This is a genomic window from Pseudomonas hydrolytica (assembly GCF_021495345.1).
In the GTDB taxonomy this organism is placed as follows: Bacteria; Pseudomonadota; Gammaproteobacteria; order Pseudomonadales; family Pseudomonadaceae; genus Aquipseudomonas; species Aquipseudomonas hydrolytica.
The window spans coordinates 2,352,538-2,366,417 of the sequence record NZ_CP099397.1; the positions used below are offsets into that span (position 1 = coordinate 2,352,538).

Sequence of the window (13,880 nt, forward strand, 5' to 3'; positions counted from 1 at the left end):
CAGGGTGTCCGGCAAACAAAGAATCACTGCAGCGAGGCAAAGCAGGCGGGCAAGAAAAAGCCCGCCGAAGCGGGCTCGAAGGGGGACGAAACGCTATCAGTCGTCGCCGCCCATGATGCCGAAGATCTGCAGCAGGCTGACGAACAGGTTGTAGATCGACACGTACAGGCTGATGGTGGCCATGATGTAGTTGCGCTCACCGCCGTGGATGATGGCGCTGGTCTGGAACAGGATGCAGACCGAGGAGAACAGCACGAAGCCGGCGCTGATCGCCAGATGCAGACCGCTGATCTGGAAGAAGAAGCTGGCCAGGACGGCGGCGAGCAGGACGAAGAAGCCGGCAGTGATGAAGCCGCTGAGGAAGCTCATGTCCTTGCGGGTGGTCAGCACGTAGGCGGACAGACCGAAGAACACCAGCGCGGTCATGGAGAACGCCGAGCTGATCACCTCCGCACCGTTGGCCATGCCCAGGTAACGGTTGAGGATCGGGCCGAGGGTGAAGCCCATGAAACCGGTCAGGGCGAAGGTGGAAACCAGACCCCAGGCCGAGTTACGCAGCTTGTAGGTGAGGAAGAACAGGCCGTAGAAGCCGATCAGCACCACGAAGAAGTTCGGGTACGGCACGTTGGCGCGTTGGCTGAGGAAAGCGACCAGGCCGCTGAAGGCCAGGGTGATGGCCAGCAGGCCGTAGGTGTTGCGCAGCACCTTGCTGACTTCCAGCTGGTCAGCCTGCGAATGATTTAGTACGTAGTCTCGCTCTTGCATGGCAACGCTCCTGTGGCACAAGGGTTCCGTTATTCGACTTGAGGCGGATCATAACAGAGCAGCACTTCGTGCCAAGGCATAGAGTTTGACAGTGTGTTGCGTTCCGGTAAGATTGCCGCCCGCACTGCAGCGGAGGTTCAAATCTCATCCTCTGCACTCAGCGTTTGGAAGCGTGGCCGAGTGGTTTAAGGCAACGGTCTTGAAAACCGTCGATGGGCAACTATCCGTGAGTTCGAATCTCACCGCTTCCGCCAATTCTCCATATTGCCTTGACGCGATTTCTGACCTTAATCTGGCGCTTGCTTTTTGACTGCCGTGCGCCAAGCTAGGTCAGGCCCTGGCTTTTTGCTAAGGTGACCGGCAAGTTCAATCTCACCGTCGCTGCACGGTGGCTGACTAGGTGCAACGAGGTGGCGATTGATTAGGGTCCTGGTGGTCGACGATCACGATCTGGTTCGCACGGGCATCACCCGCATGCTGGCTGATATCGATGGTCTGCAAGTGGTAGGCGAAGCCTGCAGCGGGGAAGAAGCCCTGCTCAAGGTGCGCGAGCTCAAGCCCGATGTCGTTCTGATGGACGTCAAGATGCCCGGCATCGGCGGCCTGGAAGCCACCCGCAAGCTGATGCGCAGCCACCCCGACATCAAGGTCGTCGCCGTGACCGTGTGCGAGGAAGATCCTTTCCCGACGCGTCTGCTGCAGGCAGGTGCTGCCGGCTATCTGACCAAGGGCGCGGCGCTGGATGAGATGGTCCAGGCCATTCGCCTGGTCTTCGCCGGTCAGCGTTATATCGATCCGCAGATTGCCCAGCAATTGGCACTGAAGTCCTTCCAGCCGCAGAGCAAAGGCTCGCCGTTCGATCTTCTGTCCGAGCGCGAAATCCAGATCGCGTTGATGATCGCCAACTGCCACAAGGTACAGAACATCTCCGACAAGCTGTGCCTGTCGCCGAAGACGGTCAATACCTATCGCTACCGCATCTTCGAGAAACTCTCCATTACCAGCGACGTCGAGCTGGCCCTGCTTGCGGTACGCCACGGCATGGTCGACGCCGTCAGCTGAAGATGTCCGTTTCCTTCGATTCGAGCGCCTTCCTGGCGACCTGCAGCGGTCGCCCGGGCGTCTATCGCATGTTCGACGCCGAGGCCCGTTTGCTCTACGTGGGCAAGGCGAAGAATCTCAAGAAGCGTCTTTCCAGTTACTTTCGCAAGACCGGTCAGGCACCCAAGACGGCCGCGCTGGTCGCGCGTATCGCGCAAGTCGAAACCACCATCACCGCCAACGAGACCGAGGCGCTGCTGCTCGAGCAGACGCTGATCAAGAAATGGCGGCCGCCATACAACATCCTGCTGCGCGACGATAAGTCCTATCCCTACGTGTTCCTGTCTGACGGTGAATTCCCCCGACTGGGCATTCACCGTGGCGCCAAGAAGGCCAAGGGGCGCTATTTCGGCCCCTATCCCAGCGCGCTGGCGATTCGCGAAAGCCTGAGCCTGCTGCAGAAGACCTTTCTCGTTCGCCAGTGCGAAGACAGCTATTACCGGAACCGCACGCGGCCCTGCCTGCAGTACCAGATCAAGCGCTGCAAGGGGCCCTGCGTCGGCCTGGTCAGCCCGGAAGAGTACGCAGAGGACGTGCGCCATTCGGTGATGTTTCTCGAAGGGCGCAGCAATGCGCTCAGCGAAGAGTTGTCGGCCAGCATGGAAAAGGCCTCCATGGCCCTGGAGTTCGAGCGCGCCGCTGAACTGCGTGATCAGATTTCCATGCTGCGCCGCGTGCAGGACCAGCAGAGCATGGAAGGCGGCAGCGGCGACGTCGACGTGGTTGCGGTCTTGCTCAACCCCGGTGGCGCCTGCGTACACCTGATCAGCGTGCGCGGCGGCCGCGTGCTGGGCAGCAAGAACTTCTTCCCGCAGGTGGCGATAGAGGAAGAGGGGGGCGAGGTTCTGATGGCCTTCCTCGCCCAGTACTACCTCGGCAATGCCGAGCGCGACCTGCCGAGCGAGCTGATCGTCAACGTTCAGCATGAAGACTTCGCCACCTTGATCGAAGCGGTCGAGTCGCTGCGTGGGCGCAGCCTCAGTATCAGCCTGCGCGTGCGCGGCACCCGGGCTCGCTGGCAACAGCTGGCCGTTACCAACGCCGAACAGGCGCTGGCGGCGCGCCTGGCCAACCGGCAGCATTTGGCCGAGCGCTTCGAGGCGTTGGCCACCGTACTGGAAATGGATGAGCCGCCGCAGCGCATGGAATGCTTCGATATCAGCCATTCCAGCGGCGAAGCGACGGTCGCCTCCTGCGTGGTATTCGGTCCCGAAGGGCCGCTGAAGTCCGACTATCGCCGCTTCAACATCGAAGGCGTCACGCCCGGTGATGACTACGCGGCGATGCACCAGGCGCTGACACGGCGTTTCAGCAAGATCAAGGACGGCGAGGGCAAGCTGCCCGATGTACTGCTGGTGGACGGCGGCAAAGGGCAACTGGCCATGGCGCGGGAGGTGCTGCAGGAGCTGGCGGTGCCGGACCTGATTCTGCTCGGCGTGGCCAAGGGCACGACGCGCAAGCCGGGCCTCGAGGTGCTCTACCTGAACGATGCCGAGCATGAGTTCACCTTGCCGGGCAATTCTCCCGCGCTCCATCTGATCCAGCAGATTCGCGACGAGTCGCACCGCTTCGCCATTACCGGACACCGTGCGCGACGCGCCAAGGCCCGTCGTACCTCGACGCTGGAAGAGGTGGCCGGTATCGGTCCCAAGCGGCGGCGCGAGCTGCTCAATCACTTCGGCGGGCTGCAGGAACTGTCCCGCGCCAGCGCCGAGGAAATCGCCAAAGCGCCGGGAATCAGCAAAAAGCTCGCAGAGTTGATTTATGCCACCCTGCACAGCGAGTAGAATGCCCGTTCACCTCGCAGCCTAGTTGTGCCGATGAATATCCCCAACTTGCTTACCGTGCTCCGGGTTCTGCTGATTCCGGTTTTCATCCTGCTGTTCTACCTGCCGTTCTCCTGGAGCTACTGGGCCGCCAGCGCAGTGTTCGCCATTGCCGCCGTGACCGACTGGCTCGACGGTTATCTGGCCCGTCGCTGGGAGCAGGGCACGCCTTTTGGCGCCTTCCTCGATCCGGTTGCTGACAAATTGATGGTGGCGGTGGCTCTGGTGCTGTTGACGGCCGAACACTCCAATCTCTGGCTGACGCTGGCGTCGGCGACCATCATCGGTCGCGAGATCGTGGTGTCGGCATTGCGTGAATGGATGGCCGAGCTTGGGGCTCGTGCACACGTGGCAGTGTCCAATCTCGGCAAATGGAAAACTGCGGCACAGATGGTGGCCTTGGTGATTCTGCTGGCCAATCCACCTCAGTTCACCGTCTGGGTGATCCTCGGATATGCCTTGCTGATCATCGCTGCCGTGCTGACTTTGTGGTCGATGCTGCAGTACCTGTTGGCCGCCTGGCCGCACCTCAGCACCACCTCCGAGAAGAAATAATTATTTTTGAATCAAAGGGTTGACGCGGCGATTCGATTCTATAGAATGGCGCCCGTCGACAAGACAAGCGGGAATAGCTCAGTTGGTAGAGCACGACCTTGCCAAGGTCGGGGTCGCGAGTTCGAGTCTCGTTTCCCGCTCCAGTTTTACACGAGTCGCCAAGGCGGCTCGTTTGATTTAAGGCTGAGTTGCAGAGTGGTTATGCACCGGATTGCAAATCCGTGAACGCCGGTTCGATTCCGACCTCAGCCTCCAATTCGAAAAGCCTCGTAGATCACTGATTTACGAGGCTTTTTTCATTCTCCAAGGCAGGTGTTGCGTGCCTTGCGGGTAAGCGAAGGGCTGTATATAGTCCAGCCCTTCCACAGCGCTGCCGCCCGAATGGCGAAATCGGTAGACGCAGGAGACTTAAAATCTCTCGCTCGCAAGGGCGTGCCGGTTCGAGTCCGGCTTCGGGCACCATTGACATGATTTCAGATGATCCCGTATCAGTCTGAAACCCAATAAAACCGGCGCATGTGGCCGGTTTTTTTGTGCCCGTATATTTTCAAATGAGCCTGTACAGTCTCATTTTTAGGGATACGTTTAGGGATACGGATGGTTCGACGGAAATGCTCCAGCAGGCGCCCACAATCGACCGGACGCAAGCGCGCATCTTTCGGCTTGATCTTGGTCTTGATGAAGTCGGTAAAGGTCATGTCGGCCATTGGGTTCTTGCCGATCAGGCCGAGGCTCGCGGCCTGCTTGAATGCAACCTTGAGCACGCCGAACACCAAACGCACATGCGCCACGCTGCATTGCGATTGCAGCGGCCACATCAGCTTGGTGTCTAGCGTGGCATGGTTCAGTTCGACCAAACGCAGCGCGCCGAGGCAGGGCAGTAGCTGGCATTTCACCGCCGAGCGTGCCGTGGCTTTTCGGTTCTTGCTCAGGTTGCCGTCGTGCGCGACGCGATGCGTATACCACTCCAGCACCTCGCTGACGGTTGACCAACCGGACGTAGACAGCGCGCCCGATTGTGGCTCGATTGCAAGGCGTTGCATGACGCTAGGCAGCACCGACAGCACCGCCTTCGGGTCTGTAAGCGGCGTTACAGTGCGAGCCATAGGGATCGTTTTGGGCCGCCCGTTACCGTCACGAAACCACGGCGGTCGCTCTGGCGGTGCTGATGCTGGCCCACGGCACGCGGATCGGTGAAACCCGCCAAGCCAAGTGGCGGCACTTCGACCTGATCGGCAAGACCTGGCATATCCCAGCCGTCGACACCAAGACCAAGAAAGCCCACACCCTGCCACTCACCGCCCAGGTGTGCGCCTTCCTGGCCCGCTATCGTGCTAGCCAGGTGGCCCGAGGTTATGACGGCGCCTACCTGTTCCCCGGCGTGCAGGGCCGCCCCTTCAGCGAAATGCAGGCGCAGTTGGCGTTTACCGCGTTGTCGGGCGAGCAATGGACCAGCCACGACCTCAGAAAAACCGCGCGCACCGCCTGGACTGACCTGGGCGTCGATTACCTGATCGGCGAGCTGCTGCTGAACCATGCGCTGAAGGCCCTGGACGTGACCTATATCCACACCACGGCCGAGGCACAGAAACGTCAGGCTCTGGAGCGCTGGCATGCCTGGCTCGATGAGCGCGGCTTTGCCGCCCTGCACAGTGCGGCGGGGGTGACTGACGCCAGGACATAAGCGAGACAGGCCAACCCCAGCCCCTACCGCCCAGGCCAGCGGCGGCGGGGCTGGGCAGGAGGGTCAGAAATTGATTACAGGGGAGTAGGTTATAAAGTGGATCGGACACCTACTGTCGAGAACGGATATGGCCTGTTTGCAAGCGCATCTTGGCCTCGCTCGGCATCGGGTTGACCTATACCGCTTCGAAATTTCTCCAAGGCAAAATTGCGCCACTCATCAGGCATAGTGCGCCACCAAGAGGGCCGCATGTACGTATTCTCAAGGTGCTCAAATGCCAGCTGGATTACAGCTGTGGCCTTCTCCACATTCGGTATACGCTTAAACGACTCAACAAACGAAGCTACTTGGCTGTCGCTCCCTCCCAACCATCCAAAGGCGGCAACAGATACACCGTTCAAGGTGGTCAGATTGAATGCGACATGGTCGAAATCGGCACTACCTCTGCCGAGAATCTGCAGCTGAGAGCCGTCAAAATCGACTTCTGGATGAAATGCACCGCAGGCAACTACAGGCAGAACGTCATCGAATTCAATCGCGTAGACTGAAAAGTCAGAGAGATCACCCTGGCGAAGTGCTATGTCATAGCGATCTTTCCATCTCTCCAAGTCTGCTAGACCTCTTTTCATACCTTCAAAAGAGTAGTGGAGACGGGTCTGGATCGCGGCTTGGATGAAGAAGGGGGTTCCAGAATCTAGCTCGCGTTGGATGGGCACGCCTTTAAGCGCCGCCCGCTTGGTGAACAGCTCAAATGCAATGGCGCGAAATGTCAAAAGAAATACGCTTTCGCGAGATAGCGTGACTGCACCATTCTCAACAGGGCGAAAAAGCTCTGTGTCGTGCCTGCTACAGAAGCCGTTAAACGTGGAAGCACTTCGCACACCTATCTCAGCAGGCTCAAGACTTCCGCCATTTTCGAAGATATCTTCGATGCCAGCTTTTGACGACATTACATGGCCTTGCTCCGCTATATCTGCAAGGCCGCCTCGGCGTTGAATTGTGTGTGCTCGAACTATTCCTTGACTGCACGTATCCGGCTCGGCGTCTGGATGGGAGCAATAACCCTCGACATACTGACGCCTCAAATCTGCAAGTAGTTTTCCAATGTTGGGGCGCTTGCGCTTATCTCGCCCTTTATGACACCACTTCCACTTAGTGCCTGACCCACACCAGCAAGGCTGATAGGGGTCCATGTGCTCACGCGGGTGAATAGGTTCAGGTTCTGAGAAGGCCGCTGTTAACGATGGATGGGGCGGTAGCATGATTGTCTATCCGGGGCAAAGGTTCAGGCCCCCCGAGAGTAGCGCTAAGAGGAACATAAGCAAAATACGGTCGTCAGGCCCGCCCGGTTCGCGGATTTTCCGGCGCGGTGAAATCGGTGCCCTTTGTCCACCTTTTTTGACCATAAAACAGGTCAGCCGAGCACCTAAGGCGTTGTTTTTCCTGGTGTCCACCGCCTAAAGAAAAGGTGGCAAGGTGGACATATCCATGCACCTCAATACTCGGCTAGTTACACCACAACCCGCGTAGCTACTGGCCTCCCTAAGCCCATGGAGGGGGTATCCAGATCCCTAGCATCTCATCGCCCCGACACCGAACGCCTAGACGTTTTCACTGGGCCGCGAAATAAGAGATTTAGCGCTGTCTGTCGGGTGGTCGTGCCCCCCCTGTTCAATTGTGTCCATCTACTCAGTCAGCTGCCTTCGTACTGATCGACGATGCGCCTGGCTTGAAAAATTGGATCAATACACGCCACCATGACTGTTCTGGCATTGGCGCCGCAGTAGGCGAGCATCTCTCGTGATTTTGGCTGACTCTACGGGTTTAAAGTTAAAAGTTTGATCTAGAGATTTTTGTTCTCGTGCTAAATTTAAATTGCTTGAGGGAAAAGATGGATCTTCAAAAATTACGAGAAATCGTAGATTTTTCTCTGCCTGAAATTAATTCTTGTGGTGGAGACCTTCGGCAACTCTATGAGTATGTAGGGCTTGATGCTAGTTCCTCGCTTACGATGAGCGAGGTTTCCAATGCGCTTTATGAGAAAATCCGAGGGGCATTCGCGTCTGGTCATGCTGAAGTATGGAGAGTCTGTAGATCATTGCGCACCGATCTCATTCGGGAACATGTACTTCAAGGTGCGAATTTAGAGCCGTATATAGATGTTCTCGATCACCTCGCTGATGCAATACGTGTTGATGGTGATCTTAGGTCGCCAATCGAGGGGGATTGGGCTAATGCAATTCGGGCTGCCTACGATCACACACATATCCGCAGTTGGGGTGACAAAAATCGAGAGAGAACTTATTCGCGTGAGTTTAAGGTTGCCAGGGCGGCGCGTGTATTAAGAGATGCTGGATTCCCTGTAATTTTGGAATCAGGGAAGTTGACGCTTGATGAGGCGGCTGAGAGAGGATTAGTTTCCACAATTGAGGATATAGTATCCACTATGGGTGGAATAAATGTTGCTCGGAGAATTTTCAAGGAGATTTCACCGCTTTACGATTCGGACCAGCAGCGTTATCACGTAGTTCGGCGCGTATCAATGACCGATGAGATCGCCCCCCAAATGCCTTGGGGTTATCTACTCCAACTGGCAGTAAAGCATGCGCAGGGCCGCAAACCATATAGTAATACCGATAGCCAGTGGGTCAGGCTCTGCGGTTTAGTGCAGGCATTTGCTGCGATCATTGATGTGCAGCCGTATTCACCAACTTTTTATAGCTCGTTCGACGCAATCGAACTTTTGCCGTTCCTCCAAGAGATGGCCGTCTATGATGTTCTTTTTTGTATTCCGCAAATACGACCAAGGGATGTAATTAAGCTGGCGAGGGGTATGCTCGGTTGGTTGGCTCTGGATGAGCCAACAAGTGCAGGGTGGTCGATTGAGCAGGCATTGGTGGTCATCGATTACTTGATCAATGTATCTTGCAGTGTAAGGGGGCCGGTTTTTGTAGATGAAATTGACATTCGTCGTGCTTGCTCAGTAGTGCCGCGTGAGACTGTAGAGAAAATTTTGAATGAAGTCCTGAGTCATCCCATTTTCGGCGCTAATCGAAATTTTTCTCATCCCACAGACGCCCCAACCCCTGATACCCCTAAGTCGGGTCATGATTTCTTCTTGCGTCCACTACTGCGTTCGTCAGGTCGAGGCTATATCATTCTTGATTGCTCGGTTTGTGCTCCTGCTTATCTGGAGGCACTACTATCAGCATTAAGGTTAGAGATGAAAGGCCTTGACGACAAAGTTGGATTGGCAGTCGAGAGATTTCTCAAGGCGGAGATGGCATCACATGGCGTCGCTGTTGCGGGCGGGGATTATAATTCTGCTGGTGAGCATGGAGAATGCGATCTAGTGATCGAAACAGCAGAGGCAGTTATATTTGCCGAGGTTAAGAAAAAACCGCTCACACGAAAAGCAAAAGCCGGCTCTGATGCTGCCCTGCTGCTTGATCTTGCAGGAAGTCTCCTCGCCGCCCAGGCACAAGCTGGATGGCATGAGGTACGGCTGCGCCGTGATGGCTACCTTGAACTTGATTACGAGGGGGATACTAAGCGCATAGCGCTTTCTGGCCGGGAAATAGAGCGGGTGGCGATATCTTTATTGGACTTTGGCGGGTTCCAAGATAGAGTTCTACTGAAGCAATTTCTTGAAGGAACGATGAATGCGGAGTTCATAGTTGACGACGTAAAACTTAGCAAGAAATTCCAAGAAATTAATGGGGCGTTAGCTGAAATCCGCGATCAGCTGGCAATGCTTCACCCTGGCGAAGCAACAATCAATCAGCCTTTCTTTCACTGCTGGTTTATTAGCGTGCCTCAGTTTCTGGTCCTCTTGGATGGCGTTACGGATAGCGCTGGCTTCAAGAGCGCGCTTTGGAGCAGTCGGCATATCGTGACTGGAAGTTCTGATCTCTATTTCGATTTGTCGTACATGAGAAGGTTGAAGCGGCAGGCGCATACAGAGACTGCTTCGCTTACTGTGGTCTGAACACTCTCAATCTTGCCCGTTCGCTGCCGGCTACCTTGTGGGGCGCATGGGCAAACCGGGGTCAAGTCGTGGTTGGCACTGGTGCAATTTACTCGCGCGATACAGTTGCGTGCTGGGTGAGGGTACATTTTTGTTTAGGAATACGTTTAGGGATACGTGTTCTGTGGGGTGGCCGCAGAGGCCAGATGCAGCCTGGCCTCTGGTTATGTGTTCGAGTCCGGCTTCGGCACCATTTAAATCAAGCGCTTACGGTTTTTCGCGGCTGTATAGCTTGGTCCGCAATTTACGCCGTGGTCCGCAATCGATCAGATCAGCAAGCAGCTGATCGGCGTTACTGCCAGCAATCATGTCATGAAACGTTCCTGCCACGGATGATCACCCGTCAAGCCGGCCCCGGTCGCTGCTTGCACCGTGGTGCTCAAGCTAGCCTCGCAAACCCCATTCTCGCATCCGCCTTTTAAGCCAGATACTTTCCTTGACTTCTAGCCTGCGAGGCGCAGACTTTGTCAAGTAACAGCAGCAAACCCCTTGGGCTTGGCTGGATTTGGTTTTCCGACGCTTGTCATGCCGCGCTTGCCGTTCGATTGGCTAGGCATGCTGAAGCTGGCGCTGGATATTCAGGAAACCGGTAAGCAGCACAGGATTTCCCTCGACGGTCCCGGTGTCGAGGAAAAGGACATCCAGATCACGCCCGACAACGACGTGCCGATGGTGCGAGGTGAAAGCGCCAGGAGCCAGAGAAGAGCGAAGTGGCTTTTCTCGTGTCGAACTTCCCTACGGCAGTTTCCAGTGTGCACTGAACCTGCCCGACGATGCCAACCAGGATTCGAAGCGCGAAGCAAGTGCACCGAAGCACGGCCGTTCGATTCCGATTGAAGCTGAGTCGGATATTTCCATTGCGGTCGCCACGAAGTCCCACCAGGAAACGAGGCGCCGCGGCCTGCGGCCCTCGTCATCTCAATGACCAAGGAGCGTCCGCATGGCCAGGAAGCAATGTCAAATCTGCGGCCAACCCGCCACGGCGCGGGTGGAAGCCAATCTCAATGGTCGCCTCACCACCATGCTGTTGTGTGACGATCACTATCGCCAACTGGTGCGCCAGCAAAAACGCGCCATTTCCCCGCTGGAAGCCCTTTTCGGCTCGCGCAGCGGTCTGTTCGAAGATTTTCTTGGCAGCGATTTCTTCCGCATCGGAGAAGAGTCGGCACCGGCTGCAGCCGATGCCGATGAAGTGGTCGATGCGTCGTTTGGCGAACCAGCCTCCACAGCGTCGGGCGCGCCGCGCCGTCGCGGCAGCGGGTTGGCCAGCCGCATCAGCGAGCACTCCGAGGCTCTGTTGCAGGAAGCCTCCAAGCATGCCGCGGACTTCGGTCGCTCCGAAGTCGATACGGAACACCTGTTGCTGGCGCTGGCCGACAGCGACGTGATCAAGACCATCCTGAGCCAGTTCAAGATCAAGGTCGATGACCTCAAGCGCCAGATCGAAGCCGAGGCCAAGCGCGGCGACAAGCCGTTCGAAGGCGAGATCGGCGTGTCGCCGCGGGTGAAGGATGCGCTCAGCCGCGCCTTCGTCGCCTCCAATGAATTAGGACACTCCTACGTCGGGCCCGAGCACTTCCTGACCGGTCTGGCCGAAGAGGGCGAGGGGCTGGCCGCCAACTTGCTGCGCCGCTATGGCCTCACGCCGCAGGCCCTGCGCCAGCAGGTAAACAAGGTGGTCGGCAAAGGGGCGGAGGATGGCCGCGCCGAGACGCCGACCAATACGCCGGAGCTCGACAAGTATTCGCGCGATCTCACCAAGATGGCCCATGCGGGCAAGCTGGATCCGGTCATCGGCCGCGCGCAGGAAATCGAAACCACCATCGAGGTGCTGGCGCGGCGCAAGAAGAACAACCCCGTATTGATCGGCGAGCCTGGCGTGGGCAAGACCGCCATCGTCGAGGGGTTGGCGCAGCGCATGGTGGCTGGCGAGGTGCCCGAGACGCTGCGCGACAAGCGCCTGGTGGAGCTGAACATCAATTCCATGGTGGCCGGCGCGAAGTACCGTGGCGAGTTCGAGGAACGCGTGCAGAAGGTGCTGAAGGAGATCGCCGAGCACCAGGGCGAGATGATCCTCTTCATCGACGAGGTGCACACCATCGTGGGTGCCGGCCAGGGCGGTGGCGAAGGCGGGTTGGACGTGGCCAACGTCTTCAAGCCGATGATGGCGCGCGGTGAGCTGAACCTGATCGGCGCGACGACGCTCAACGAGTACCAGAAGTACATCGAGAAGGACGCCGCGCTGGAGCGGCGCTTCCAGCCGGTCATGGTGCCCGAGCCAACGGTGGCGCAGACCATCATGATCCTGCGCGGCCTGCGCGATACCTTCGAAGTGCACCACAAGGTCAGCATCACCGAGGACGCGATCATCGCGGCCGCCGAGCTGTCCGATCGCTACGTCACCGCGCGCTTTTTGCCGGACAAGGCCATCGATCTGCTTGATCAGGCTGCCGCCCGCGTGAAGCTGTCGGCGACGGCCCGCCCCGTTGCGGTGCAGGAGTTGGAGGCCGAACTGCACCAGTTGCGCCGAGAGCAGGACTACCTGGCCTCCCGCAAGCAATACGACAACGCGGCGGAGGTCGGCAAACGCATCGAAGCCAAGGAGGCCGAACTCAAGACGCAGGTCGAGGACTGGGAACGCGAGCGCGGCTCGGGCAGCGCCGAAGTCAAGGCGGAACACGTGGCGCAGATCGTCTCGCGCCTGACCGGAATTCCGGTCAATGAGCTGACGGTGGAGGAGCGCGAGAAGCTGCTGCACCTGGAGCAGCGGCTGCATGAGCGCCTGGTGGGGCAGGACGAGGCGGTACGCGCTGTGGCGGATGCGGTGCGGCTGTCGCGCGCGGGACTGCGCGAAGGCAGCAAGCCCGTGGCCACGTTCCTGTTCCTGGGTCCCACCGGCGTCGGCAAGACCGAGCTCGCCAAGGCGCTGGCCGAATCCGTCTACGGCAACGAGGGCGCCCTGTTGCGCATCGACATGTCGGAGTACGGCGAGCGTCATACCGTGGCGCGGCTGGTGGGCGCTCCACCGGGCTACGTCGGCTATGACGAAGGCGGCCAGCTCACGGAGAAGGTCCGTCGCAAGCCCTACAGCGTGCTGCTGCTCGACGAGATCGAGAAGGCCCACCCCGATGTCTACAACATCCTGCTGCAGGTGTTCGACGACGGGCGGCTCACCGACGGCAAGGGGCGCGTGGTGGACTTCACCAACACCATCATCATCGCCACCTCCAACCTGGGCTCCGACATCATTCAGCGCCGGCTGAAGGCGCGCGGAGCGGCCGGCGAGGAGTACGAGAAGACCAAGGCAGAGGTGATGGACGTGCTGCGCGGGCACTTCCGCCCCGAGTTCCTCAACCGCATCGACGAGCTCATCGTCTTCCATGCGCTGGGCAGGGAGGAGATCCGCCACATCGTCGGCCTGCAACTCGAGCGCGTGGCCCGCAATGCCGCGAGCCAGGGGGTGACGCTGACTTTCGATGGGACGCTGGTCGATCACTTCGCGGAAGAAGGCTACAAGCCCGAATTCGGCGCTCGCGAGCTCAAGCGACTGATTCGCAGCGAGCTGGAAACGGCACTGGCGCGCGAGATGCTCGGCGGTGGCATCGGCAAGGGCGATCACGCCCATGTACGTTGGGACGACAAGTCGGAGCGGGTCGCGTTCGACCGCGAGCAACCTGCTCCGACCAGCGCCGAAGCACCCTCTGAATCTGCGCAACCGCCGGGCCCGCCCAGGGAGTCGAGCAAGGGGACGCGCAAGAAGAAGTCCGAAAGTGGCAAGGCATGAGGCACGGGGCTGCCCTAATCCTGAAAATGGGAGACGGGCAGCCCGTCCAACCAGATGCGGCGTCCCTGCGCGCGCGTGGTGGAGTACGCGCGACATCCTGCCGTGACGAACTGGTGCGCTGCCGACATCGCCCGCGAA

At 58.4% G+C, this 13,880-nt stretch carries 9 protein-coding genes, 4 tRNA genes and 1 pseudogene; 11 read left to right on the plus strand and 3 right to left on the minus strand.

Translation table 11 applies throughout. The annotated features are described in order from the left end of the window. Positions 1–96: 96 nt before the first annotated feature. A complete protein-coding gene (locus L1F06_RS10875; RefSeq protein WP_003240629.1) occupies positions 97–765 on the minus strand; it encodes a Bax inhibitor-1/YccA family protein in 669 nt (222 codons plus the stop codon). Positions 766–931: 166 nt separating this feature from the next. On the opposite strand from L1F06_RS10875, the gene L1F06_RS10880 reads away from it, so the two are divergent. The 7 genes from L1F06_RS10880 to L1F06_RS10910 all read left to right on the plus strand — a co-directional run bounded on the left by L1F06_RS10880 (position 932) and on the right by L1F06_RS10910 (position 4,709). Next, positions 932–1,019, plus strand: a tRNA-Ser gene (locus L1F06_RS10880). 163 nt (positions 1,020–1,182) lie between these two features. Continuing rightward, a complete protein-coding gene (gene gacA, locus L1F06_RS10885; RefSeq protein ID WP_003240627.1) occupies positions 1,183–1,827 on the plus strand; it encodes a response regulator transcription factor GacA in 645 nt (214 codons plus the stop codon). Between the two features lie 2 nt (positions 1,828–1,829). After that, a complete protein-coding gene (gene uvrC, locus L1F06_RS10890) occupies positions 1,830–3,653 on the plus strand; it encodes an excinuclease ABC subunit UvrC (protein ID WP_129482616.1) in 1,824 nt (607 codons plus the stop codon). A 33-nt stretch (positions 3,654–3,686) separates the two neighbouring features. Then, positions 3,687–4,247 carry a CDP-diacylglycerol--glycerol-3-phosphate 3-phosphatidyltransferase gene (gene pgsA, locus L1F06_RS10895; protein WP_003240624.1) on the plus strand — a complete coding sequence of 187 codons (561 nt, stop codon included), beginning with the start codon at positions 3,687–3,689 and terminating at the stop codon, positions 4,245–4,247. A 67-nt stretch (positions 4,248–4,314) separates the two neighbouring features. Next, positions 4,315–4,390 (plus strand) — tRNA-Gly (locus L1F06_RS10900). 38 nt (positions 4,391–4,428) lie between these two features. Continuing rightward, positions 4,429–4,502: transfer RNA gene (locus L1F06_RS10905), tRNA-Cys, on the plus strand. A 120-nt stretch (positions 4,503–4,622) separates the two neighbouring features. After that, a tRNA-Leu gene (locus tag L1F06_RS10910) sits at positions 4,623–4,709 on the plus strand. A gap of 26 nt (positions 4,710–4,735) precedes the next feature. Here the strand turns inward: L1F06_RS10910 and L1F06_RS10915 are convergent. Next, positions 4,736–5,353, minus strand: a complete 618-nt coding sequence (locus L1F06_RS10915; protein ID WP_129482617.1) for a site-specific integrase — start codon at positions 5,351–5,353, stop codon at positions 4,736–4,738. A gap of 62 nt (positions 5,354–5,415) precedes the next feature. Here L1F06_RS10915 and L1F06_RS10920 point away from each other — a divergent pair, with 62 nt between their 5' ends. After that, on the plus strand, positions 5,416–5,931 hold the full coding sequence (locus L1F06_RS10920; protein ID WP_129482618.1) for a site-specific integrase: 516 nt from the start codon (positions 5,416–5,418) through the stop codon (positions 5,929–5,931). Positions 5,932–6,020: 89 nt separating this feature from the next. On the opposite strand, the gene L1F06_RS10925 is transcribed toward L1F06_RS10920, so the two are convergent. Beyond that, a complete protein-coding gene (locus L1F06_RS10925) occupies positions 6,021–6,881 on the minus strand; it encodes a hypothetical protein (protein WP_129482619.1) in 861 nt (286 codons plus the stop codon). A 941-nt stretch (positions 6,882–7,822) separates the two neighbouring features. Here L1F06_RS10925 and L1F06_RS10930 point away from each other — a divergent pair. From L1F06_RS10930 to clpK, 3 genes and pseudogenes are all read left to right on the plus strand, one after another. Further along, complete coding sequence (locus L1F06_RS10930) at positions 7,823–9,919, plus strand: hypothetical protein (protein WP_129482620.1); 2,097 nt, start codon at positions 7,823–7,825, stop codon at positions 9,917–9,919. A gap of 540 nt (positions 9,920–10,459) precedes the next feature. After that, positions 10,460–10,793 (plus strand): annotated as a pseudogene (locus tag L1F06_RS10935) (Hsp20/alpha crystallin family protein); the annotation flags it as partial. 105 nt (positions 10,794–10,898) lie between these two features. Continuing rightward, positions 10,899–13,742 (plus strand): heat shock survival AAA family ATPase ClpK, encoded by a 2,844-nt coding sequence (clpK, locus tag L1F06_RS10940; protein ID WP_129482621.1) that lies wholly within the window; start codon positions 10,899–10,901, stop codon positions 13,740–13,742. Positions 13,743–13,880 lie beyond the last annotated feature (138 nt).

What these genes read in the sequence shown, in the direction of transcription:
- L1F06_RS10930 (WP_129482620.1), top strand. Translation starts at nt 7,823, where the DNA reads ATGGATCTTCAAAAATTACGAGAAATCGTAGATTTTTCTCTGCCTGAA.
- L1F06_RS10875 (WP_003240629.1), bottom strand. Translation starts at nt 765, where the DNA reads ATGCAAGAGCGAGACTACGTACTAAATCATTCGCAGGCTGACCAGCTG.
- pgsA (WP_003240624.1), top strand. Translation starts at nt 3,687, where the DNA reads ATGAATATCCCCAACTTGCTTACCGTGCTCCGGGTTCTGCTGATTCCG.
- clpK (WP_129482621.1), top strand. Translation starts at nt 10,899, where the DNA reads ATGGCCAGGAAGCAATGTCAAATCTGCGGCCAACCCGCCACGGCGCGG.
- uvrC (WP_129482616.1), top strand. Translation starts at nt 1,830, where the DNA reads ATGTCCGTTTCCTTCGATTCGAGCGCCTTCCTGGCGACCTGCAGCGGT.
- L1F06_RS10920 (WP_129482618.1), top strand. Translation starts at nt 5,416, where the DNA reads ATGCTGGCCCACGGCACGCGGATCGGTGAAACCCGCCAAGCCAAGTGG.
- L1F06_RS10915 (WP_129482617.1), bottom strand. Translation starts at nt 5,353, where the DNA reads ATGGCTCGCACTGTAACGCCGCTTACAGACCCGAAGGCGGTGCTGTCG.
- L1F06_RS10925 (WP_129482619.1), bottom strand. Translation starts at nt 6,881, where the DNA reads ATGTCGTCAAAAGCTGGCATCGAAGATATCTTCGAAAATGGCGGAAGT.